Origin of the sequence: Microbaculum mangrovi (assembly GCF_051390635.1) — a bacterium.
GTDB lineage: Bacteria > Pseudomonadota > Alphaproteobacteria > Rhizobiales > Tepidamorphaceae > Microbaculum.
In genome coordinates, this window is sequence record NZ_JBPODT010000005.1 from 386,271 (window position 1) to 408,434 (window position 22,164).

At 66.4% G+C, this 22,164-nt stretch carries 18 protein-coding genes and 2 pseudogenes; 14 read left to right on the forward strand and 6 right to left on the reverse strand.

Features of this window, described 5'->3' with window-relative positions; translation table 11 throughout:
- Position 1 precedes the first annotated feature (1 nt).
- Positions 2-1,567 carry an ABC transporter substrate-binding protein gene (locus tag ACSF9G_RS22505; protein ID WP_436644395.1) on the reverse strand — a complete coding sequence of 522 codons (1,566 nt, stop codon included), beginning with the start codon at positions 1,565-1,567 and terminating at the stop codon, positions 2-4.
- Positions 1,568-1,710: 143 nt separating this feature from the next.
- On the opposite strand from ACSF9G_RS22505, the gene ACSF9G_RS22510 reads away from it, so the two are divergent.
- Positions 1,711-2,961 (forward strand): Zn-dependent hydrolase, encoded by a 1,251-nt coding sequence (locus ACSF9G_RS22510; RefSeq protein WP_436644396.1) that lies wholly within the window; start codon positions 1,711-1,713, stop codon positions 2,959-2,961.
- A gap of 124 nt (positions 2,962-3,085) precedes the next feature.
- Here the strand turns inward: ACSF9G_RS22510 and ACSF9G_RS22515 are convergent, their stop codons facing one another.
- Entirely contained in the window at positions 3,086-3,853 is a 768-nt protein-coding gene (locus tag ACSF9G_RS22515; protein ID WP_436644397.1) for an SDR family oxidoreductase, read from the reverse strand.
- Positions 3,850-4,590, reverse strand: coding sequence for a GntR family transcriptional regulator (locus ACSF9G_RS22520; RefSeq protein WP_436644398.1), 741 nt, complete (start codon positions 4,588-4,590; stop codon positions 3,850-3,852). The genes ACSF9G_RS22515 and ACSF9G_RS22520 overlap by 4 nt, the downstream gene beginning before the upstream one ends.
- A gap of 188 nt (positions 4,591-4,778) precedes the next feature.
- Here ACSF9G_RS22520 and ACSF9G_RS22525 point away from each other — a divergent pair, with 188 nt between their 5' ends.
- The 5 genes from ACSF9G_RS22525 (at position 4,779) to kce (ending at position 11,377) form a co-directional block, all read left to right on the forward strand.
- Positions 4,779-6,023 carry an ABC transporter substrate-binding protein gene (locus ACSF9G_RS22525; protein WP_436644399.1) on the forward strand — a complete coding sequence of 415 codons (1,245 nt, stop codon included), beginning with the start codon at positions 4,779-4,781 and terminating at the stop codon, positions 6,021-6,023.
- A 70-nt stretch (positions 6,024-6,093) separates the two neighbouring features.
- Complete coding sequence (locus ACSF9G_RS22530; RefSeq protein WP_436644400.1) at positions 6,094-6,969, forward strand: branched-chain amino acid ABC transporter permease; 876 nt, start codon at positions 6,094-6,096, stop codon at positions 6,967-6,969.
- A gap of 4 nt (positions 6,970-6,973) precedes the next feature.
- Positions 6,974-9,484, forward strand: a complete 2,511-nt coding sequence (locus tag ACSF9G_RS22535) for a branched-chain amino acid ABC transporter ATP-binding protein/permease (RefSeq protein WP_436644401.1) — start codon at positions 6,974-6,976, stop codon at positions 9,482-9,484.
- Between the two features lie 14 nt (positions 9,485-9,498).
- Positions 9,499-10,431 carry a 3-hydroxyacyl-CoA dehydrogenase gene (locus ACSF9G_RS22540; protein WP_436644402.1) on the forward strand — a complete coding sequence of 311 codons (933 nt, stop codon included), beginning with the start codon at positions 9,499-9,501 and terminating at the stop codon, positions 10,429-10,431.
- A 16-nt stretch (positions 10,432-10,447) separates the two neighbouring features.
- On the forward strand, positions 10,448-11,377 hold the full coding sequence (gene kce / locus ACSF9G_RS22545; RefSeq protein WP_436644403.1) for a 3,5-dioxohexanoate:acetyl-CoA acetone transferase: 930 nt from the start codon (positions 10,448-10,450) through the stop codon (positions 11,375-11,377).
- 56 nt (positions 11,378-11,433) lie between these two features.
- Here kce and ACSF9G_RS22550 read toward each other — a convergent pair.
- The 3 genes and pseudogenes from ACSF9G_RS22550 to ACSF9G_RS22560 all read right to left on the reverse strand — a co-directional run bounded on the left by ACSF9G_RS22550 (position 11,434) and on the right by ACSF9G_RS22560 (position 14,306).
- A pseudogene (locus ACSF9G_RS22550) lies at positions 11,434-11,799 on the reverse strand (hypothetical protein).
- A gap of 184 nt (positions 11,800-11,983) precedes the next feature.
- The gene (locus tag ACSF9G_RS22555) at positions 11,984-13,573 is read right to left on the reverse strand and encodes a gamma-glutamyltransferase family protein (RefSeq protein ID WP_436644404.1); all 1,590 of its coding nucleotides are present in this window, start codon (positions 13,571-13,573) and stop codon (positions 11,984-11,986) included.
- Between the two features lie 16 nt (positions 13,574-13,589).
- The gene (locus ACSF9G_RS22560; protein ID WP_436644405.1) at positions 13,590-14,306 is read right to left on the reverse strand and encodes a FadR/GntR family transcriptional regulator; all 717 of its coding nucleotides are present in this window, start codon (positions 14,304-14,306) and stop codon (positions 13,590-13,592) included.
- Between the two features lie 154 nt (positions 14,307-14,460).
- On the opposite strand from ACSF9G_RS22560, the gene ACSF9G_RS22565 reads away from it, so the two are divergent.
- The 8 genes and pseudogenes from ACSF9G_RS22565 to ACSF9G_RS22600 all read left to right on the forward strand — a co-directional run.
- Entirely contained in the window at positions 14,461-15,537 is a 1,077-nt protein-coding gene (locus ACSF9G_RS22565; RefSeq protein ID WP_436644406.1) for an extracellular solute-binding protein, read from the forward strand.
- A 24-nt stretch (positions 15,538-15,561) separates the two neighbouring features.
- Positions 15,562-16,401: an ABC transporter permease gene (locus tag ACSF9G_RS22570; RefSeq protein WP_436644407.1), complete on the forward strand. Its 840-nt coding sequence runs from the start codon at positions 15,562-15,564 to the stop codon at positions 16,399-16,401.
- Positions 16,398-17,174 carry an ABC transporter permease gene (locus ACSF9G_RS22575; protein ID WP_436644408.1) on the forward strand — a complete coding sequence of 259 codons (777 nt, stop codon included), beginning with the start codon at positions 16,398-16,400 and terminating at the stop codon, positions 17,172-17,174. Before ACSF9G_RS22570 ends, ACSF9G_RS22575 begins: the two co-directional genes overlap by 4 nt.
- Before the next feature lie 5 nt (positions 17,175-17,179).
- Positions 17,180-18,355, forward strand: a complete 1,176-nt coding sequence (locus ACSF9G_RS22580) for a M24 family metallopeptidase (RefSeq protein ID WP_436644409.1) — start codon at positions 17,180-17,182, stop codon at positions 18,353-18,355.
- Between the two features lie 4 nt (positions 18,356-18,359).
- On the forward strand, positions 18,360-19,454 hold the full coding sequence (locus ACSF9G_RS22585) for an ABC transporter ATP-binding protein (RefSeq protein ID WP_436644410.1): 1,095 nt from the start codon (positions 18,360-18,362) through the stop codon (positions 19,452-19,454).
- Positions 19,451-19,825, forward strand: coding sequence for a cupin domain-containing protein (locus ACSF9G_RS22590; protein ID WP_436644411.1), 375 nt, complete (start codon positions 19,451-19,453; stop codon positions 19,823-19,825). The genes ACSF9G_RS22585 and ACSF9G_RS22590 overlap by 4 nt, the downstream gene beginning before the upstream one ends.
- A gap of 4 nt (positions 19,826-19,829) precedes the next feature.
- On the forward strand, positions 19,830-21,122 hold the full coding sequence (locus ACSF9G_RS22595; protein ID WP_436644412.1) for an NAD(P)/FAD-dependent oxidoreductase: 1,293 nt from the start codon (positions 19,830-19,832) through the stop codon (positions 21,120-21,122).
- 659 nt (positions 21,123-21,781) lie between these two features.
- Positions 21,782-22,164: pseudogene (locus tag ACSF9G_RS22600) on the forward strand (hypothetical protein); the annotation flags it as partial.

Consider the following 22,164-nt stretch of genomic DNA (forward strand, 5'->3'; position numbering starts at 1 on the left):
TTCAGTTCTTCGTCACGTCGTGCAGCAGCAGGAAGAACGAGGGCTGCAGCGCGAAATCCGCGACTCGATTGCTGGTCACCGCGTTCTGTTTCCAGTTGGCGATGAAGGCCCACGGCGCATCGTCGCGAACGATCTCCTGCATCTTCTTGTAAATCACCGCCCGCTTGGCCTGATCGGTCTCGCGGCGGGCTTCCTCCAGAAGCGTGTCGACCTCCGGATTGGAATAGTAGCCCGAGTTGAAACCACCCTCGTCGGGGAAGGCGCCGCTGCGCAAGGCCAGATAGGGAAGCGTATCCGGGTCGTTGGTCATCCAGGCCATTTCCGCCATGTCGGCCTTGCCTTCCAGACCCGGATTCACCTTGCCGAGGAAGGTGTTCCATTCGTAGGTCTCTATCTTGGCGTTGAGCCCGACCTCGGCGAGATCGGCCTGGATCGCCGCCCCCATGGCGACCGGCTCGAGCATACCCGAGCCGCCCTCGGTGACATAGAAGGTGAGGTCGGCCCCCTCAGCACCGGCTTCCTTGAGCAGCGCCTTGGCCTTTTCCGGATCGTGCGGATAGGGCTTGAGCGCGTCGTTATAGGCCCAGGCGAAAGCCGGCGGCGTCGGCCCGGCGGCGACTTCGGCAGTGCCCTGCAACACGTTCTCGACCAGCGCCGTCTTGTCGATCGCGTAGTTGACCGCCTGGCGCACGCGCTTGTCGGCCATCGGGCCTTCCTTGGCGTTCAGGATCAGGAACCAGAGATGCGGTCCGGCCTGCTCGTAGACATTGAAGCTGGCGTCGTTAGCGAAGGTCGCCAGATTGTCCGGCGGCACCTCGACCATCACGTCGATGCCGCCCGACAGCATCTCGGCGACACGGGTATTGGCGTCGGTGATCGGGCGGAATACGACGGCCTGCAGGCCCGGCGCGCCGTCCCAGTAGTCGGCGTTGGCCTCGACCACGACCTTCGCGTTCGATTCCCATTCGGCGAACTTGAACGGCCCGGTCCCGGACGGATTCCGGCCGAATTCCTTGCCATGCGCCTTCACCGCTTCCGGCGAGACGATCAGGCCGGTGGGGTAGGCCAGGTTGGACAGGAACGGCGCGTACGGCTCCTTCAGGTTGAAGACGACCGTCCGGTCGTCCGGCGCCTCGACGGACTCGACCGCGGAGAAGAAGAAGCTCAGCGGGAACGGCCCCGTGTCGTAAAAGGGATGGCTCTCGTCCAGCATCCGGTCGAAATTGAACTTGACCGCCTCGGCGTTCAGCGGCGAGCCGTCGTGGAACATGACGCCATCGCGCAACGTGAACGTATAGGTCTTGGCGTCCTCGCTGATCTTCCATTCGGTGGCGAGCGCCGGCTCGACCTCAAGCGTGCCGGACTTGTAGCGCACCAGCCCGTCATAGAGGTTCATCAGGATCCGGAAGTCGTTGACGGCCGTGACGGCATGCGGATCAAGCGACTTCGGCTCGGCGATCTGGGCGACGACCAGGACGCCGGGCGGCGTCTGGGCGGATGCCCCGCCGGCCAAGGCGGCAAGCGCGACTGCCGCCGCGGCGGCAATCCGGCGGACATGGGAAAGCATGGACGTTCCTCCTGTCGGTGTTCTGTTCCCCGTTGGACTGGAGGTAATTATTCATGATAAATGCACTATAGTCAAAAATTGATCATGATAATTCTAGAAGGCCGGGAACGGTTTCAGATGGGACAGGCTTACCGGTTGAATCCATGAATAAAACCGCAACAGACGCACTGGCTATCGACCTCGACCGCCTGAAATCCGATATCGAGGCCGTCAACGAGATCGGCCGCATCGCGGGACAGCCGGGCATAAACCGGGTCAGTTTCTCCGATGCCGACATGGCCGGGCGCCGGTGGCTGATGGGCCGCATGGAGGAGGCCGGCCTCGAGGCGCGCTTGGACGCGATCGGAAACGTGTTCGGCCGTTGGAATTGCGGGTCCGCCGCGACGGTAATGGCCGGCTCGCATCTTGACACCGTGCCGCAGGGCGGCCCGCTGGACGGCACGCTCGGGGTCTGTGCCGCGCTCGAAGCGGTGCGGACGATGAAGGACGCCGGCATCGATCCCGCCCGGCCGGTCGAGGTGGTCTGCACCGCCGACGAGGAAGGACGTTTCGGCGGCATGCTCGGCAGTCAGGCGATCTGCGGCGAGGTCGGTCCGGAATGGATCGCGCGGGCCGTCGACGATACGGGTCGGCCGCTTGCCGAAGCGATGCGGGCGCATGGGCTCGACCCCGAAGCCGCCATCGCCCGGGATGCCAAGGATATCGCCGTCTTCCTGGAGCTCCACATCGAGCAGGGCCCGGTGCTCGAGCGCGCCGGCGTCCCCATCGGCATCGTCGATGCGATATCGGGCGTGTTCAACTGGACGGTGACGCTGACCGGCGAGGCGAACCATTCCGGCACGACGCCGATGGATGGTCGCCGCGACGCGTTTCGCGGCCTCGCCGATTTCGGCGCCGCCATCCCGGCCATTCTGGCGCGCGCCGGCGGCCCGGACGCCCGGCTGACCGTCGGCAAGGTGGCGCTCGAACCGAATTTTCCGCACAGCATCGCCGGCACCGCCGTCTTTTCGGTGATCGGACGCGACGTCGACGAGGCCGTGATGCGCGACCTCGCCGAAGCCTGCCGCGCGGAGATCTCGAAGGCCGCCGACCGCAACGGCCTGGGCAGCGACATCACCGAGCAAAGCTGGCTGCCGCCGACCCGCCTCGACGACACCGTCGCCGGGAGGGTCATCGAGATCGCCGGGCGATCGGGACTGGATGCCCGGATGATGGCGTCCGGCGCCGGCCATGACGTTCAGACATTCGCGCGCCACTGCCCCGCCGGGCTCATCTTCGTTCCCTCCATCGGCGGCATCAGCCACGCGCCCGCCGAATGGACGGACTGGGCGGACATCGAGCGCGGCGCCAATGTGCTGACCCGCGCGATCGCCGCGTTCGCGACGCAGACGTAAAAGGCCGGGCCCGCCGCCATTTGCAGCGTGGTTTCGGCCTGCCGCCTATTCGGCGTTCGGCTTCGAGGCCAAGAGCCTGCCTCCTTGAGGCGGTCTCGGCGGCACGGCCGTCGGCAGCCGATCCTCAGGCGAGCATCCGGCTGTCGCCGCAAACCGAAAGCGCCTGCCCCGAAATCGTCCGGCCGCGAGGACTCGTGACAAAGAGGATTTGGTCTGCGATCTGCGCGGGCTGCACGTATTGCTTGATCGAGGTGTAGGAGAAGGCCTCGGCCTCGATCTGTTCGAAACTCATCCCTCTTCGCTGGGCCTTGGCCTCTAGCACCCGGCGCTGGCGGTCTCCCGCAACGATGCCGGGCAGGATGGCGTTGCAGCGGATGCCGTCCGGGCCGAGTTCGATCGACAACGACTTGGTGAAACCGATCACGCCCCATTTCGCCGCGGCGTAAGGCGTGCGCATGGCAAAGCCGACCCGCCCCGCGATCGAGGACAGGTTGACGATCGAGGCGTTGTCGCTCTTGCGCAAGGCAGGGACGGCATGACGCGCGCAGTGGAACTGGGATGACAGGCAGATGGCAAGACACGTGTCCCAGTCGTTGGGGTCGATCTCGTCGACCGGCCCGGTCGGCCCCGCGATCCCGGCATTGTTCACCAGCACGTCCAACCCGCCCAGGTGATCCAGCGCCGCCGCCATGAAGCGCTCGATATGACCTGCATCCCCCATGTCGGCATGCATACGAAAGACGTCGTCCGGCAGCGTCGCGAGCGCGTCCTCGGCGATATCGCAAGTGGCCACCCGTGCGCCCTCGGCCAGGTAGGCCTCGACGATGGCGCGGCCGATGCCCTGCGCGCCTGCGGTCACGATGACTCGCGCCCCCTCCAGTTCCAGGTTCACGTGATGATCCTCCTCCTGCTGTCTTCCGTATCCATGCCCGCCTGGGCGCGAATAAGCTCGGAGGCAACGCGAATGTCCTCGGACACCGCGTGCGCCGCCGCCGCTCCGTCGCGCGCCGTGAGCGCTTCGCAAAGCATCCGGTGATGCGACCGCGAATGGTGCCCGCGCGACCGCGTCATCTCCTCGTCGGCGGGCACGCCCGCCTCCACACCGATGTCGAAGTTGATGATCGGCCCGGCCTTGAGCCAGAGCATGGTGATCACCTCCATCAGCACATCCGACCCCGCCGCGCGGTAGAGCGCGAAATGCAGGTCCTTGTTCGCCGCCACTGCCGCCGGACTTCCGTAGGCGCTGTCCAGCACCTCGTCGAACCGCTCCGCCAGAGCGATCACGCCCGCGATCTCCGTCTTGGAAGCACGCTCTGCCGCAAGCCGCGCCGCCTGCCCCTCGTTCAGCATCCGCACCATGGTCAGATCGGCGAATTCCGCCGCCGTCATCAGCGGCACCATCACAGCCCGCTTGGGCGAAACCTCCAGCGCGCCACTGGCCGCCAGACGACTCACGGCTTCGCGCACCGGCATCATCGAAACCTCGAGTCGCTCGGCAAGATCCCTCAGGGAGAGCCGGTCGCGCGGCCTCAGTGCGCCCGACAACAGCATCTCGCTCAGGGTGTCGAACACCTGATCGGAAAGCGTCTGCCGACGGGCGGGGCGTAGCTGGTCGAGCGGCTGGCCCATGAATCCGTTAACTCCTGTTGACTCCCAGCGCACCCCTCTGCAACTGTGATCTCAGATCACACAGTATCGGGCGAGACGGCAATACCTGCAACCATTGATCTTCCGACGGGCAAGGAAACGCGGCCAGAAATATCGGGCGCGCCCGATGCGGTGCGATCCGCAATCATAAGATACCAAGGAGGAATACCATGACGACCACCAACAAAACCCGCAGGGAATTCCTGCTGACGGGTGCGGCTGGCCTTGCGCTGACCGTCGCGGCCCCGGCCTATCTGCGCGCGCAATCCGCGCCGCTCAAGATCGGCCACCTCACCCCCACCACCGGTTTCCTCGGTCCGCTCGGCGAATACGCCCAGATGGGCATCCAGCTGGCGGTCGAGCACATCAACGCCAACGGTGGCGCCGGCGGGCGGCAGGTCGAGCTCATCATGGAGGACAGCGTCAACCCGCAGACCGCCTCGACCAAGGCCGAGCGCATGTTCGAGCGCGATCAGGTCGACATGATCATCGGCGAGATCTCCTCCGCCTCGTGCCTCACGATCAGCCAGGTGGCGGCGCGCTACAAGAAGTGCTTCGTGAACACCGGCGGCAACTCGGACAGCCTGCGCGGGAAGGATTGCAATCGCTACATGTTCCACGTCGAGACGCAGAACTCGATGTACGTGAACGCCGAGGGCCAGTTCTTCAAGGGCGAAGGCCTGGTCGATGGCAAGAACTGGTTCACGATGACGGCGGACTATGCCTTCGGCCACGATCTGCTGGCGGCGGCGAAGGCGTTCCTCGATGCCAATGGCGGCAATCTCGTCGGTGACGAGCTGGTGCCGACCGATGCCACCGACTTCTCTTCCTACCTGCTGAAGATCCGTCAGGCCGCGCCCGACGTCGTGGCGCTGAACCTCGCGGGAACGCAGATCACCAACTTCTTCAAGCAGTACAGCGAGTTCGGGCTCGACTTCACGCTGGGCGGCTTCGGCTTCGACACGGTGTCGGCATGGGCCGCGGGCGCGCAGAACTTCCGTGGCACCTGGCCCAATGTCTGGAACCACCTCGTGCCGAACGACCCGAGCCAGGCCTTCGTCAAGGCGTTCAGCGATGCCTACGGGAAGCCGCCCGAGAACCAGGCGTGGGGCGACTACAACGCCGGCCTCATCATGGCGCAGGCCGTGGCGGCGGCGGGCGATGCCTCCGGCGACGCGCTGGTGGACTACCTCGAAAACTCCGAGGCAAAGTTCGACCTGATGAAGAACCGCAAGGGCTATTTCCGCCCCGAGGATCACCAGCTCATCCAGGAGATCTACGCCATCACCGCACTGCCTGCGGACGAGGTGAAGAACGAGTGGGACATCTTCACCACCTCCGAGCCGCTCCCCGGCGCGGACGAACCGCTCGAAACGCTCGCTCAGAGCGTCACCGGCGGCACCTGCTCGCTCTGAGCCGATCCGGGGGCGGAGCAAGCTCCGCCCCCGACTCCAAGGACAATCGACGGGGAGGCATCGGGCCACCATGCTGGGGGCATTCATCGCGCAGGTTCTGAACGGGCTGCTCGACGGCACCTACTACCTGCTCATCGCGCTGGGGCTGTCGCTGATCTTTTCGCTGGGCGGGATCATCAACCTCGCGCACGGGGCGTTCTTCGCCATCGGCGCCTATCTCGCCATCACGATCACGCCTTACGTCGGATTTTTCGGGGCGCTGATCCTCGTTCCTCTGATCGTCGCGGGGCTGGGGATGCTCACGGAGCGGTCGCTCTTCACCCGCTTCTACCGGGTCGATCCGCTGTATTCCCTGCTGCTGACCTTCGGCCTCGCCATGGTGATCGAACAGGGGCTGCGCTGGATCTACGGGGCCTCGCCGCAAAGCTACAACATGCCCGATATCCTGCGCGGCCAGGTTTTTCTCGGCGACTTCATCTATTCGCGATACCGTATCTTCCTGATCGCCGTGGCGGTCGCCGCCGTGGCCGCTCTGTGGGTCCTTCTGAACCGGACGTCCTTTGGCCGGATCGTCCGCGCCGGCGTTCAGAACCCCGAGATCGTGGGATCGCTCGGCATCTCGCTGCGTCCCTACCTTTCCGTGGTGGCGGGCATCGGCATCGGCCTTGCCGGCCTGGCGGGGGTCCTGCTGTCGCCCATCTACACCATCCACCCCGCCATGGGGGCAGAGATCATCACGCTGGCGTTTGTCGTGGTGGTAATCGGGGGCCTCGGATCCTTCTGGGGCGTTATCATCGCCGCCGTCCTGGTGGGCCTCACCAAGGGCGTTCTCGTCGCCGTCGGCCTGTCGTCCTGGTCCACCGCCGCCATCTATCTCCTGATGTTCGTCGTCCTGCTGCTGCGTCCGCGCGGGCTGCTGGGCGAGCGCATCCTCCGCTTCGAGTAGCCCCATGATCCGCAGTCATCCGCTTCTGGTCGCGGGCGTCGCGCTGATCGTGCTGCCCTTCATCATCCTTGCCGCCGGCCTCACCTACACGTCGGCAACCGAGGTCGTGGTCTACGGCCTCGCCTGCATGGGCCTCAACATCCTTGCCGGCCGCACCGGCCTGGTGAGCTTCGGCCACGGCGCGTGGTTCGGGCTTGGCGCCTATATCGCCGGGCTGACCTCGCTTGCCATGGGCGGGGCCTTCTGGATCCCGATGCTGGTGGCCGTGGCGCTCACCGCCGTGGTCGCCACCGGCTTCGGCGCGCTGATCCTGCGCCGCCGCGGCGTCTACTTCTCGCTCATGACACTGGCGCTCTCCGCGCTCGGCTTCAGCATCGCCTTCCGCTGGACCGAAGTGACGGGCGGCGAGAACGGTCTGGGCGGGATCGACCGGCCGGCGTTCTTCGGTCTCGATTTCGAGATGTCCCAGCCCTATTACTGGCTGGTCGCGGCCATCGCGTTTGCCGTCCTCGTCGTGCTCTGGCGCTTCAACAATTCGCCGCTGGGCACCGTGCTCCTCGCGATCCGCGAGAACGAGCAGCGGACCCGCTTCCTGGGCTACAAGGTCGACCGCTACAAACTCGCCGCCTTCGTCCTCTCTGCCACGATCACGGCGCTGGCGGGCGTGCTGCTGCTCTACAAGAACCGCATGACTTCGGCCGAACCGATGTCCGTCATCTTCTCGGGCGAGCTTCTGGCCATGGTCGTGATCGGCGGGATGCGCAGCTTTATCGGGCCCGCCATCGGCGCGCTGTTCTACATCCTGTTCCGGGAATACCTGTCGATCTACACCGACAACTGGCTGTTCTGGTTCGGCCTCGTGTTCATGGTCTTCGTGCTCTACGCCCGCGACGGCCTCATCGGCATCCCGGGCCAGATCGGCCGCCATTTCAACCCGCCCGCCGAGACCGGCGCCGCCATGGCCGGCCGCAAGGCCGAAGTGCACCCCCTGCCCGCCTTCCTCAAGCCCACCGACCACGTCGACGGGCCCCTGCTTGTGGCCAAGGGCATCTCCAAGCACTTCGGCGGCCTGAAAGCCGTGGACGACGTCGACATCACGGTGCGCGACCGCTCGCTGCACGCGCTGATCGGCCCGAACGGCGCGGGCAAGACGACCGCCTTCAACCTGCTCTCGGGTCTCTACAAACCCGACGCGGGCGACGTGAGGCTGGCCGGCGCCCCGCTCTCCGGCCGCACGCCCGAGGAGATCTCGGCGGCGGGCATCGGGCGGAGCTTCCAGATCACCAACCTGTTCCCCTCGCTCACCGTGCAGGAAAACATCCGCCTTGCCGTGCAGGCGGGCGATCCGCGGCGCATGAACCCGCTGATCCGCGCCCGCGATCTCGAAGAGGTCAACAGCCGCACGGCACAGATCCTCGACTACGCCGGTCTGGCCGGGATGGAACAGGCCGAGGCGGCCTCGCTGTCCTACGGCGGTCAGCGGCTCCTGGACCTCGGCCTCGCACTCGGAAACCACCCCCGCATCCTGCTGGCCGACGAGCCATTGGCGGGCCTGTCGGTCGCCGAACGCGAGCGGATCGGTGTGCTGCTCAAGACGTTGTCCGCGGACATTCCGGTGCTGCTTGTCGAACATGACATCGACCGGGTCTTCGAGCTCGCCGACCAGGTGACGGTGATGAACGAAGGCCGGGTCCTGCTCGACGGCACGGTGGAGCAGGCACGCGCGGACAAACGCGTGCAGGAGGTCTACATCGGCTCCGGCACCTCCGTCGTTGCGGCCAGGCCGCGCGAGAGCGCGATGCGCGACGATGTGGTGCTGTCGCTCGACAAGGTGAACGTGAGTTACGGCAAGAGCCACATTCTCAACGACGTCTCCTTCGATCTGCGGCAAGGCGAGATCCTCGCGCTGCTTGGCCGCAACGGGGCGGGCAAGTCGACGCTGCTCAAGTCCCTCATCGGGATCGCTCCCGTGGGCAGCGGCGAGATCCGCATGGACGGTCGGCCCCTATCGGGCCTGCCCTCCGCCGCGATGGCCCGCGCCGGGATCTCCTACGTGCCGCAGGGCCGCGGCCTGTTCGCCGGGATGACCGTGGCGGAAAACCTGGAACTCGGCCGCATCCGGCGCCAGACCGGCCACGGGGTGCACTGGACCCAGGACCGGATTCTATCGTACTTCCCCCGCCTCAAGGAACGGCTCGACATCCCTGCCGACTACCTGTCGGGCGGTGAACAGCAGATGGCGGCGGTGGCCCGGGCACTGTCGGGCGACACCCGCGTCCTGCTGCTGGACGAACCCTTCGAAGGCCTGTCCCCGGCGGTGGTGGAGCAGCTCTTCGAGACCTTCGACACCCTGCGCCAGGACGTTTCCATCATCATCGTGGACCACAATCTCGATCTCGCGCTCGCCCTTTCGGACCGCACGGTCGCACTGGAGCGCGGCAGCATCATCCACGAGGGACCGTCCGCCGCGCTGGCATCCGATATCGACCTACGCCGCCAGGTGCTCTGGCTCTGACAAGAGGACTTTCCATGACCGAAACGGTTGCCATCATCGGCGCGGGCCTCATCGGCCGCTCATGGGCCGCGCTTTTCGCCCGCGCCGGATACGCGGTGCGGGTCTGGGACGCCGACCCCGGAGTGCTGGAGCGGTTCGCCGAGGACATGGCCGTACTCTGCGACACGCTTGTGGCCGAAGGGCTACTTGCTGATCGCGACGGCACGATCTCCCGTATGGAGACCCGCCCCACGCTGGAAGATGCCGTCGCCGGCGCGCACTTCGTGCAGGAGAACGGACCGGAACGGATCGAGGTAAAGCAGGCGCTTTTCGCCAGGCTGGACGCCGCCACCCCGGCGCAGGCCGTGATCGCCTCATCCACATCCGCGATCGTCCCGTCGCGCTTTACCGAGCCCCTGACGCATCGCGCCCGCTGCCTCGTCGGCCACCCGGTGAACCCGCCGCACCTCGTCCCGGTGGTGGAGCTCTGCCCCGCCCCCTGGACAGCGTCCGAGACCCTGGATCGCGCCGAGGCGGTCTACGCAAAGATCGGCCAGGTCCCCGTCCGCATGACCCGCGAGCGCGACGGCTTCGTCCTGAACCGCCTGCAGGGGGCGCTGTTGGGCGAGGCCTTGCGACTGCTCGGCGAAGGCGTGGTCTCGGTCGAGGGGCTCGACGCCACGATCAAGGACGGGCTGGGCCTTCGCTGGGCGCTCATGGGGCCGATCGAGACCATCGACCTGAACGCCCCCGGCGGCATCGTCGACTATGCCACCCGATACGGCGGCTTCTATGGCCGCCTTGCCGAGGCCCCCGCCAGGCCGGAGGTGTTCTCGGTCGAAAACGCCGAGCGGATCGCCGCGACATGGCCGCAGGACCGCACGCCCGAGACCATACGGGCCCGGCAGGATCGCCGCGACCGGCGCCTCGCCGCGCTTCGCCGCCATCTTGCCACCGAACGGATCTAATCAAGGAGACTCAAAAATGGCCAAACCCCGCAAGGTCATCATCACCTGCGCCGTCACCGGCGCGATCCACACGCCGTCCATGTCGGAATACCTGCCGGTCACCGCGTCCGAAATCGCCGACGCCGCCATCGGCGCGGCCAAGGCCGGGGCGGCGGTGGTGCACCTGCACGCCCGGGACCCGAAGGATGGTCGCCCCGACCAGACACCGGAGGCCTTTTCGCCCTTCCTCGGGATCATCAAGCAGGCGTCGGACTGCGTCGTGAACATCACCACCGGCGGGGCGCCCACGATGACCATCGAGGAGCGCATCCGCCCCGCCGAAACGCACCAGCCCGAGATCGCCTCGCTCAACATGGGATCGATGAACTTCGGCCTCTTCCCGATGCTGAAACGGTTTCCGAACCTGAAGCACGCGTGGGAGCGCGACTACGTCGGGAACAAGAACATCATCTTCAACAACAGCTTCGGTCAGATCGAACACATCCTGACCACGCTCGGAGCACTGGGAACGAAGTTCGAGTTTGAATGCTACGACACCGCGCACCTCTACAACCTCAAGCACTTCCTCGACGAAGGGCTGGTCAAGGGGCCGCTGTTCATCCAGACGGTCTTCGGCCTGATGGGCGGGATCGGCGCGCACCCCGACGACGTGACGCACATGAAGCGAACCGCCGACAGGCTGTTCGGCGACCAGTATCGCTGGTCGGTGCTTGGCGCGGGCAAGAACCAGCTACCCATCGCGGCCATGGCGGCCGCCATGGGGGGACACGTGCGCGTGGGACTGGAGGACTCGCTCTGGGCCGGGCCGGGCACGCTGGCCCAGAGCAATGCCGTTCAGGTCGAAAAGGCGCGCCAGATCATCGAAGGACTGGGGCTCGAACTCGCCTCGCCCGACGAGGCCCGTGAAATTCTCGAGACCAAGGGGCCGGACAAGGTGGCCTTCTGACGGACGGCGCGGCCTGCGGCGCCCGTCAGCGGATCCCGCCTTCCGAGATGTCCTGGCTAGGCAGGGACCATGAGATCGTCGATCATCGTCGTGGTCAGCCTGGCGCCGCGGAAATCGGGCGAGGCGAGGACGCGGCGGAGAAATTCGACATTCGTCGAGACGCCCGCGATGCGCACGGCTTCGAGGGCGGTGTCCAGTCGGGCGATCGCACTGGCCCGGTTCGGCCCGAAGGCGATGACCTACGCGATCATCGGATCGTAGAACGGGGTGATGGTGTCGCCCGACCGGACCGCATGGTCGATCCGCAGACCGCCTCGCTCTTCCGGCCCGGATACGGTCTCGATCGTGCCCGGGGACGGGAGGAAGTTCTTCTCCGGCCGCTCGGCGTAGATGCGGGCCTCGACTGCGTGGCCGGTCTGCACGATCGCGCCCTGACGGATCCGGTCGAGATCGCCGGCGGCCTGTTCGATCTGCCAGCGGACCAGATCGCGGCCGGCGCCAGAGACGGAGGTCCAGATCGTCGATCGCCACCGGCAAAAAATGTAGCAGCGTCATTACGACGGTTATCGGCCCGAGGCCGGTTCGGTCAGGCCGACTGGCGATCGTCTAGTAGCCCAACGCGCAGCCATCCTTGCGCGGATCGGAGGCGCCCTGCAGCGTGCCTTGCGCCCAGTCGATCCGGACAGCCTGGGCACCGCCGATCGGCCAGTGCGGCGGGCGAACATCGAAACCGTCCTGACGGAACGCCTCCCCGACGGCGCCTCGCAGCCGCCCTTCCATCTCGATAACGCGGGAGTTGGGGAGCGGAAAAAGCCGGGGCAGATCGATCGCCTCCTGCAGATCGAGCCGATGATCGATCACTCTCGACAAGAGCCAAGCATGGCCCATCGCCTGATAGTGGCCGCCCATCACGCCGAACGGCATGACGACGCGACCATCGCGCGACAGCATTCCGGGGATGATCGTGTGCATCGGCCGCTTGTTCGGCGCGATGCAGTTCGGATGACCGCGCATCAGCGAAAAAGACTGACCGCGGTTGTGGAACAGCACGCCCGCACGCGGTGTCATCAGCCCGCTTCCGTAGGGATGGAAGATGGAGTTGATGAAGCTGACCGCGTTGCGCTCGCGATCGACCACCGAGATGTAAACCGTGTCCGAATGGGCAACGGGGCTCGAGACCGGCGCCGGCTCGGGGGCCGCGCCGCTGCGGATGCGGTCGGCGAGGTCGCGCACGAACGCGTCCGACAGCAGCCGCGCCACCTGTCCGTCGGGGTCGTCGTCGGCGATCGCGGCATCCCGCGCGGCGTAGGCGAACCGTGCTGCGGCGACCTCGAGCCGCAGCGTCTCGAAATCGGCGGGCCCCTTCGGCGGATCGAAGTGCTCCATGATCTTCAGGATCAGCAGCGCGATGACGCCCTGGCCGTTGGGCGGGCATTCGTGCACCGTCCAGCCGCGGTAGTCGGCCGCGATCGGCTCGACATAGGCGCCGGCTGCCGAGGCAAAGTCGTCGACGGTATGGACACCGCCCCGTTCGCGCAGGAATGCCACCATCTCCTGCGCGATCTCGCCGCGGTAGAACGCGTCGGGGCCATCGTGGCCAATCGCCTCGAGGGTGGCCGCGAGCGCCCCCTGGCACTGCACCGCCCCTGTCTCGGGTGCCTGTCCGTCGACAAGGAAGGTCGCGCGGGCGGCGGGGTCTGCCGCCAGAAGCGTGCGCTGATTGGCGATGTCGTAGGCCGTGCGCGGCGAAACGGCATAGCCGTCGCGCGCCATCTCGACCGCCGGGGCAAGGAGTTCGCGGAGGCTCATGCGGCCGTGGTCGGCGACGAGCCGCGCCCAGGCCTCGACCGCGCCCGGCACCGTCACGGCATGTGGCGAGGAGCGGCCGACGATCCGCTCCGGTTGGCGCTCGATGACGGCGAGATCGAGCCGGGCAGGCGTGCGTCCCGAGCCGTTATAGGCGCGGATGTCGGTCGAGCCGGCCTCGCTTAGCATGGCGAAGCAGTCGCCGCCGATGCCAGTCGAGCCGGCCTCGACCACGCATTGCACCGCACAGGCGGCCACGGCGGCATCGATCGCGCTGCCGCCCGCCTTGAGGATTTCGATCCCGACCAGAGACGAGGCGGGGTGCGATGTCGCGATCATCCCGTGGCGCGCGGTCACCAGGGAGCGTCCGGAGCTTTCGAAGTCGCGCATTGTCAGTCTTCTTGCCTCAGATATCGTGATGGGCGAGCTGGGTCTGCGCGCGCACGCCGCCCAGGTGCCGACGCAGTGCGTTGCGTGCGGTGTCGGCATTGCGACCCGACAGGGCGGCGAAGATCCCCTCGTGCTCGCGCTGGTAGATCGTCCATTTTTCCAGCGAGAAGCTGCTTTCCTTGAGCCTCATCCAGACCGGCCCGTCTCGCATGGCGCTGATGCGCTTGCCCAGATCCGCGAAGATCGCGTTGCCGGTGATCCGGAACAGGGCTTCGTGGAAACTGCGGTCGGCCGTTTCGGCATGCTGCCAGTCGCGCACCAGGCGACCTTCCTCCATCGATCTTGCAAGCGATTCGAAATCCGCCTCGGATGCGGAAAGGACGATCAGATCGACGAGACAGGGTTCGACGAACAGCCGGAATTCCATGAGCTGTGCCGGCGACCATTGCGGGCCTTCCGGCTGCTGTATCGGCGTATCCGCCCGCGGCGCGCCTTCGGCGATGAAGGTCCCGCGGCCCACGCTGCGCACGACCGCGCCTTCATGCTCCAGCGTCGCCAGCGCGGCACGGACGGTCGAGCGCGACAGGCCGCTTGCCGTCGCCAGATCGCGCTCGGTCGGCAGGCGGGTCCCCGGCGGCAGATGCCCGTCGCGCATGGCCGCGCGCCACTGGCTGAGCAGATCGTCGCGTCCCAGCGCAGGCCGCGGCCGCCATTCCGTCTTCTGTTCGTCCATCAGGCTCCCTCCACCGCAAATATACCAATCATACCAATTTCGGCGGATTAATCATCAAAATCGCGGTAACTAGGGGGTTTACAAGCTCATTTTTCAGACCATACAATCCAGCCTGCAGAAAAACAACATACCAATAGCAACCGAGGGTGTACCAATGCCAACCAATTATGACGCCCCGCAGGGCAACTCATCCCTACGCATGACGCGCCGCAGCCTGCTGAAGGCTACCGGCGGCCTTACCGCTGCCCTGGCGATGCCCGGGATCGTGCGCGCCCAATCCAACAGGATCGTGTTTGCGACGTGGGGCGGCTCCTGGGAAGAGGCCATGCGCAAGGCCTGGTTCGATCCCTTCACCGAGGAGACGGGCATCGAGGTGATCACGCAGCCGGGCAACACCTATGGGCGCGTCCAGGCCATGGTCGAAGCCGGCAACACCGAATGGGACATCGTGGAGGTTCTGCCGGACTTCCAGTGGCTCGGCGCCGACCGCGGATTGCTGGAGCCGATCGACGATGCGGTTGTCGACCGCACCGGGATCATGGATGCACCGGACCTGGTGACCGAGCATTCCGTGCCGCAGGTGCTGTTCGCGCGCGTGGTGACCTACAACAGTCAGCTTGGCGAGGGCCCTCGTACCTTCGCCGACGTGTTCGATCTGGAGAAGTTCCCCGGCAAGCGCGCCTTCTATGCCAAGGCGCATGGCGGCTACCTGGAGGCGGCGCTGCTTGCCGATGGAGTGGCGCCGGAGGACCTGTATCCGCTCGACGTCGAGCGCGCGCTGGCCAAACTGGACACCATCCGCGACAGCATTTTGTGGTACGAAACCAACGCGCAGGGCGAGCAGTACATGTCCGACGGGCAGGCCGCGATCGGCATCATTCCCGACGGCCGCGCCCTGAACGCCAAGGACAATGGCGCGCCGATCGAGATCGCCTACGGACTGAGCCTCATCACCTGGTCGGCGATGGTGGTGCCGAAGGGCGCGCCGAACAAGGACGCGGCCATGCGGTTCCTCGCCTATGCGTTGACGCCGCAGGCGCAGGCGGCCATCGCCGAAGCCTACACCTACGGCCCTGTCGTTCCCGCCGCTTTCGACCTCATCGCGCCGGAGCGCGCCGCTATTCTGTCGGGAGGGCCGCAGATGAAGGATCCGATCGTCCTCGGGGAGAAGTGGTGGGGCGAGAACCTTGATGCGGTGACCGAGCGCGTCACCGAATGGAAACTCTTCTAGCCGCGCCGAAGCCGGGCCGGTTTCATGTTGCAGCTCCAGAAGCGCTACGGCGCCATGCTTCTCGTCCTGCCGGGGCTTCTGTTTCTGGCGGTGCTGTTCGTATGGCCGGTCGGCCGGCTCGTCGCGACGAGCTTCGGAGGATGGGAGGATCCGTTCGCGCAATACGAGCGGATCCTGACCTCCACCGTGTATGTAAGGGTGCTCGGCCGCACCTTTCTGCTCAGTGCGCAGGTCGTGGCGCTTTGCCTGTTGCTGGGCTATCCGCTGGCCTACGTCCTCAGCCGCGTCGGGCCGCTCGCCAAGGTCGTCATCGTTCTGTGCGTCTTGATCCCCTTCTGGACCAACCTGCTGGTGCGCTCCTACGGCTGGATCATCCTGCTCAATCCGCAGGGCGCGCTGAACGGTCTGCTCGAACTGGTCGGCCTGGGGCCAAGTCCGGTGCCTCTCGTCTACAACTCCACCGGCGTGCTGATCGGGATGACGCAGATCATGCTGCCCTACTGCGTGCTGCCGCTCGCGGCGGTCATGAGCCGCATCGATCCGTCCCTCGAGAACGCTGCCCGTTCGCTCGGCGCCTCCCCGGTGTCGGCCTTCCTCAAGGTCTACTTCCCTCTGACGCTGCCCGGCGTGTTCGCCGGCTGCCTGCTGGTCTTCATGATCAGCCTCGGCTTCTTCGTGGTTCCCGCGATCCTCGGCGGGCCGGGGGACATTCTTCTGGCGCAGCTCATCGAGTTCAACATCAACAACACGCTCAACTGGCCGTTCGCCGCCGCGCTGTCGACGCTGCTTCTCGTGGCCACCCTTCTCATATACCTGATCGGTGACCGCTTCTTCGACCTCGGTCGGTTATGGGGTGCGCGATGACCGTGCGAAGGCCGTCTCTGCTTCTCATCTGTCTGGCCGCCGCTGTCTGCGTGTTCCTGGTCCTGCCCACACTGATCGTCATTCCGATTTCGTTCACGCAGACCGAGTTCATCACCTTCCCGCCGCGCGGCGTCTCGCTGCGCTGGTACGAGGAGTTCTTCGCCAGGCCCGAATGGCGCAACGCCCTGGCATCGAGCTTCGCGGTTGCCACCGGCACGACGGTGCTGGCGACGGTATTGGGCGTGATGGTGGCGCTGGGCCTGGACGGCCTGTCGCGCCGCTCCAACCGGGTGCTGAGCTTCCTCATCCTTCTTCCGATGATCGTTCCCACCATCGTCACGGCAGCCGCGCTCTATACGCCCTACGCTCGGTTCGGCCTCGTAGCGACCATTCCCGGCCTCATCGTGGCCCACACGATCCTGGCGCTGCCCTTCGTGGTCATCAACGTGGCGGCCGTGTTGCGCAAGCTCGACCACCGCACGGTCGACGCCGCCCGCAGCCTCGGTGCCAGTCCGGCCGTCGCATTCCGGCGTGTCACGCTGCCGGCCCTGCGGCCTGGCATCGCTGCCGGTGGCGTCTTTGCCTTCCTGACGAGTTTCGATGAAGTCGTCATAGCGCTTTTCATCAGCGGCGCCTCGGCGACGACGCTCCCGGTGAGGATGTGGAGCGGCATCCGCTTCGAGATCAGTCCGATCGTGGCTGCCGCCTCGACGCTGCTGCTGCTGTCCTCCTGCCTCCTCCTGTCGCTCTTCTGGCTCACAAGACGAAAGTGATGTTGATGACCACGCCCGCCATCTCAACCGAGGAATTCGCGGACCGCCGGCAGCGCGCCGTCGCTGCCGCCAACGCGCGCGGACTGGATGCCCTCCTCGTCGTCTCGCGCGGCGGCGGCACGCTCGACCGCTACGGCGACGTCCTGTATCTGTCGAATTTCTATACCTCCTTCCCGTTCATTCCCGACTTCGCCGGCAACTGGTCGGCCCGGGCGCATACGTTCCTGCTGCTGCCGGTGGGAAACGCGCCGCATCTTGTCATCGACGTGCCGGACGATGGCCGCATCCGGCTCGCAGACGGCCGCGTCGAGTACACCGACTTCGTCCTTGAAAGCGTCATTGCCGGCCTGTCCGACGCCGGTCTGTCAGCGGCGCGGATCGGTCTCGTCGGCAGCGACGTGCTGACATTCGCGATGCAGGCGAAACTCCGCCAGGCCCTGCCGCAGCTCAAGGTCGAGATGGCCGACGATCTCGTCGCCGCCCTGCGCAGGATAAAGTCGCCGGGCGAGATCGCCGCCTTGCGCAAGGCCTCGCGGATCGGTTCGCGGATGATCGAGGTCATGCTGGATGCCGCTGTTCCCGGCGCAAGCCATGGCGAGGTGGTCGCGGCCGGTCTCGGCTATCTCGTCCCCCAAGGCGGCATCCTCTACAATTCATTCATGGCTTCGGGAACGGGCGGGGATCCCACCCGAATGCGCAAGACGAACTTCCCGACCTGGGCATCCCGGGAACCTCTGCGGTCCGGAGACTGGATCAGGTTCGGGATCTCCGGAGCGGTCGACGGCTACATGTTCGACCTGGCGCGCGCGAAAGCCGTCGGCCCGGTTTCGGCTCGCCAGGTCGCGCTCTTCGAGGCGGCCGTCGATTGCGTCGAGACCACGATCGGCCGCATTCGCCCCGGCATCACGGCAGGTGAACTGGGCGAGGCCGGGCTGGGACGACAGCAGGCGCTCGGCTTCAACGTCGATGGCGTCTTCTCGGCGATGGGGCACGGGCTCGGCCTGGGCTGGGACGATCCGTGGCTGGCGCGCGGTGTCGACACGCCGATCGAGAAGGACATGGTTCTTTGCGTCGAGCGCGGCATCTCCGACAATGGCTATCTGGGCGACTTTGAGGAGACCGTTCTGGTCACCGACGAAGGCTGCGAGCGGTTGACCGACGCGCGCATCCGGTGCTGGTGACGTCATGAGCGGCGCTTCGGTCACCATCAAGGACCTCCACAAGTCCTACGGCAACTTCAAGGCGGTCGACGGCGTCTCGCTGGATGTCGCGTCGGGCGAGTTCGTTACGCTTCTGGGTCTGAGCGGCTCCGGCAAGACGACGACGCTGATGGCCGTCGCCGGTTTCGTCGAACAGGACGCGGGCACGATCTCGATCGACGGCAAGGACCTCTCGTCGCTTCCGCCGGAGAAGAGAGGGCTGGGCGTCGTTTTTCAGAATTACGCGCTGTTTCCCAACCTCGACGTCTACGAGAACATCGCCTTTCCGCTGCGCATGCGGCGGTGGCGCGAGACCGACATCAAGACGGCCGTTTCGCAGGTGCTCGGCCTGATTTCGCTCGATGCGCTCGGCGGCCGCAGGGTATCGGAGCTCTCGGGCGGGCAGCAGCAGCGCGTTGCGCTCGCCCGCGCGCTGGTCTTCCGCCCGTCCGTCCTGCTGATGGATGAGCCGCTCGGCGCGCTCGACAGGTCCATGCGCGATCAGATGCAGGGCGAGATCAAGCGCATCCAACGCGAGTACGGTGTCACCGTGATCTACGTCACCCACGACCAGGAAGAGGCGATGGCGCTGTCCGACCGGATCGCTGTCATGGCGGACGGAAAAATCCGCCAGCTCGGCGCGCCCGCCGAGATCTACGAGCGCCCCGCTTCGGCCTTCATCGCGCAGTTCGTGGGCACCTCGAACCGCGTCGACGTGGAGACCGGCGTGGGACCGGACGACGCCGTTCGCGTCCGCAGCGAGGCGCAGCCTCGATGCGAATTCGTGACCTCCGGGACATCGACGGCCTACGGCGGCAAGGCATCGATGATCGTGCGCCCCGAGGCGATCAGAATATGCAAGGACGAGCCCGCCGGCGCGCCGAACCGGCTCCCTGCAACCGTCGTGCTGCGCGAGTTTCTCGGATCGTCGATCCGCTACGCGTTGGAAACGGAGGTCGGTCCGTTCGTCGTCACCACGGGCAGGCTGAGCGCGCAGGCGGACTTCCCGAACGGACAGACCGTCTGGCTTTCGTGGGAGCCATCCGATGCTCTGCTGTTCGCGCGGGAGGAACGGACATGAGTGGCGCGCCGGACGAGGCGCCGCGCGGGCAGTATGTTCTCGATATGGCGGCCGTGCCCGACACGCCGATCGCATCGGCGCCATCGGCCGACCGCATCTTGCGGGGGCTGCCGCAATGGCGGACCTGGGTGTCGATGCGCGAGCACGGCAATTCTTCCGGGCGATGGGAATCCACGCCCGGTGCCTGGACGATGAACTACGACAAGTGGGAGTTCTGCTCAGTGCTGTCCGGCAGCGGCAGGATCACGCCGCTCGGCGGCGAGCCGATCGAACTCAAGGCCGGCTCGACCCTGACCATACGGCCCGGGTTTCGCGGCACATGGGAGGTGGACGAGACGATGACGAAATATTTCTTCGTCCGGCAAGTCTGACGCCGTGACGCAGCCGGACCAGGACATCGGCTCGCTGTGGCAGGCGTCGGCACGTGTCGACGAGCCGGCAACCGTGCCGTTGGAGGGAAATGCCCGCGCCGACATCGTCATCGTCGGCGCGGGGTTCACCGGCCTGTCGGTGGCCCTGCACGCCGCCGAGACGGGACGGTCCGTGATCGTGCTCGAAAGCGGCGGCATCGGCTTCGGCGCGAGCGGTCGCAATGGCGGCCAGGTCAACCCGGGCCTCAAGATCGACGGCCAGACGCTGCAGCGGCGCTACGGCGAAGCCGGCCTTGGCCTTCATCGTGCCGGCCAGTCGGCGCCGGATTATCTCGACCATCTCGTGACGCGGCACGGGCTGCGCTGCAGCTGGCGGCGGCCCGGCCTCTATCGTCTCGCGCACAACGATACCGCGCTTGCCGCGATACGCGCGGCCGCGGCTTCGCTGCGCAGCGAAGGCATCGCCACCGAGGATCTCTCCGCGCATGACGTCGAACGGCGCGTCGGGACGCGCCGCTACGTGGGTGGCTTCTACGACCCGAGGGGCGGCGCGGTCCATCCGCTCGAGCTGGCGCGTGAACTTGCCCGCGCGGCGATCGGAGCCGGCGCGGCCATTCATACGCACAGCCCGGTCACGGGCCTGACGCGGGATAACGGTGGCTGGCGCGTCGACACCGCGACGGGCGTGGTCGCGGCCCGCACGGTCGTGGTCGCGACGAACGCCTATAGCGACGACCTCGTGCCGGGTCTCGAGCGCACGATACTGCCGGTCAACAGCTTCCAGATCGCGACCGCGCCGCTCGACCCGCGCCACCAGGACACCCTGCCGGGCGGCGAGACGGTTTACGACAGCCGCAGGCTCGTCCTCTATTTTCGGCGCAGCCCCGACAACCGCCTGCTCATGGGCGGCCGCTCGTCCTTCTCGTCATCGCGCGTGGCCGGCCGCGACGCGCCGGATTATGCCGTTCTGAAAAAGGTGGTTCACGACGCCTTCCCGCGGCTCGCCGACGTGGCGGTCGAATACCGCTGGACCGGGCTGGTCGGGATCACCTGGGACTACCTCCCCCACTATCACGTCCCCGAGGAGGGGCTGCACGTCCTGCTCGGCTTCAACGGACGCGGCGTGGCGCTGTCGGTGCGGCTCGGCGCCTGGCTGGGGCGCAAGCTTGCCGAAGCGCCCGAGGACTTCACCATCCCGCAAACCCCGATCCGCCCGTTCCCGCTGCATCGATTCCGCGAACCCGTTCTCAATCTGGGGATGCGCTGGAACCACCTGCTCGACCTTGTCGGCCGTTGAAACGGGGTCCCGCGGCTACCGACTATCAAAGCGGCCATAGCGCCGCGTCAGACGGTTGATGCCCGCCGACGAGCGGCAGGGCCTGAGTGTTCAGTCCCCGCATTTGGAGGATTGGGCCGGGCCAGGACGTCTTGGGCGCGATTGTCCATCGGTCCAGGGATGGGGGACCCTGTGCTCAATGCCATTGTCGCTGGTGACCTGCTCCCCGTTTTGTCCGCGTCCATAAGTTCGCGCTGTTCGGTTTTTGAATCGCTCGCGCGCACGGTTGGTTTCGAGCCGCTGGCATCCGGCAAGGCACGGACCTTAGGCGAAATCGCCACCGTGTGTATCGGCAGATCCTATGGCCCGAGCGATGAGCCGGCGCGGTACTGTTCCCTGAACGCAAACGGCGGGCCGGAGCCCGCCGCGCATTCTCTAAGACGAGAATTTTGTGCACTTCAGAGTGCTTGTTAACGGGTGGCCCTCGATCTCTAAGCGGCTAGCTTAAGTCACCCTAGGTCATTCTGCACGTCCGCGCCGGTTTGACAATCGGATTTCGACAACCGCTAATTGAATACGCGAAACGCTGCGGGCGGCACCATCGGACTTTATTTCGGCGTGCATTTGGGACCGTCGCTTGCAATCGCCCGCCAACCGGATTGCGAAAGGGGGCGACCGAAATGACCATTCCATATCGCCTCGGCCTTGACCTCGGGACCAACTCGATCGGCTGGTGCGCGCTCCGGCTGGATGCCGGCGGCAAGCCGTGCGGCGTGCTCGACGCGGGGGTCCGTATCCTCACCCCGAACGAGGAAGCCGGACGAGATCCCCAGTCAAAGGCCTCCCTGGCCGGCGACCGGCGTGCCGCGCGCGCCATGCGTCGCAGGCGGGACCGGTTCCTGAGGCGACAAAAGCAATTGATGAGGACGCTGGTCGATGCCGGACTGATGCCGGCGGACGAGCGCCAGCGGAAGGCCCTCGAAAAACTCGATCCGTATTGGCTGCGCGCCGCCGCGCTCGATCAGCCGCTCGACCCGCACGAACTCGGCCGGGCGATCTTCCA

Excerpts from the sequence above, each read along its gene's own strand:
- ACSF9G_RS22505 (WP_436644395.1), bottom strand. The coding sequence starts at position 1,567 with ATGCTTTCCCATGTCCGCCGGATTGCCGCCGCGGCGGCAGTCGCGCTT.
- ACSF9G_RS22510 (WP_436644396.1), top strand. The coding sequence starts at position 1,711 with ATGAATAAAACCGCAACAGACGCACTGGCTATCGACCTCGACCGCCTG.
- ACSF9G_RS22520 (WP_436644398.1), bottom strand. The coding sequence starts at position 4,590 with ATGGGCCAGCCGCTCGACCAGCTACGCCCCGCCCGTCGGCAGACGCTT.
- ACSF9G_RS22525 (WP_436644399.1), top strand. The coding sequence starts at position 4,779 with ATGACGACCACCAACAAAACCCGCAGGGAATTCCTGCTGACGGGTGCG.
- ACSF9G_RS22530 (WP_436644400.1), top strand. The coding sequence starts at position 6,094 with ATGCTGGGGGCATTCATCGCGCAGGTTCTGAACGGGCTGCTCGACGGC.
- ACSF9G_RS22535 (WP_436644401.1), top strand. The coding sequence starts at position 6,974 with ATGATCCGCAGTCATCCGCTTCTGGTCGCGGGCGTCGCGCTGATCGTG.
- ACSF9G_RS22540 (WP_436644402.1), top strand. The coding sequence starts at position 9,499 with ATGACCGAAACGGTTGCCATCATCGGCGCGGGCCTCATCGGCCGCTCA.
- kce (WP_436644403.1), top strand. The coding sequence starts at position 10,448 with ATGGCCAAACCCCGCAAGGTCATCATCACCTGCGCCGTCACCGGCGCG.
- ACSF9G_RS22555 (WP_436644404.1), bottom strand. The coding sequence starts at position 13,573 with ATGCGCGACTTCGAAAGCTCCGGACGCTCCCTGGTGACCGCGCGCCAC.
- ACSF9G_RS22560 (WP_436644405.1), bottom strand. The coding sequence starts at position 14,306 with ATGGACGAACAGAAGACGGAATGGCGGCCGCGGCCTGCGCTGGGACGC.
- ACSF9G_RS22565 (WP_436644406.1), top strand. The coding sequence starts at position 14,461 with ATGCCAACCAATTATGACGCCCCGCAGGGCAACTCATCCCTACGCATG.
- ACSF9G_RS22570 (WP_436644407.1), top strand. The coding sequence starts at position 15,562 with ATGTTGCAGCTCCAGAAGCGCTACGGCGCCATGCTTCTCGTCCTGCCG.
- ACSF9G_RS22575 (WP_436644408.1), top strand. The coding sequence starts at position 16,398 with ATGACCGTGCGAAGGCCGTCTCTGCTTCTCATCTGTCTGGCCGCCGCT.
- ACSF9G_RS22580 (WP_436644409.1), top strand. The coding sequence starts at position 17,180 with ATGACCACGCCCGCCATCTCAACCGAGGAATTCGCGGACCGCCGGCAG.
- ACSF9G_RS22585 (WP_436644410.1), top strand. The coding sequence starts at position 18,360 with ATGAGCGGCGCTTCGGTCACCATCAAGGACCTCCACAAGTCCTACGGC.
- ACSF9G_RS22590 (WP_436644411.1), top strand. The coding sequence starts at position 19,451 with ATGAGTGGCGCGCCGGACGAGGCGCCGCGCGGGCAGTATGTTCTCGAT.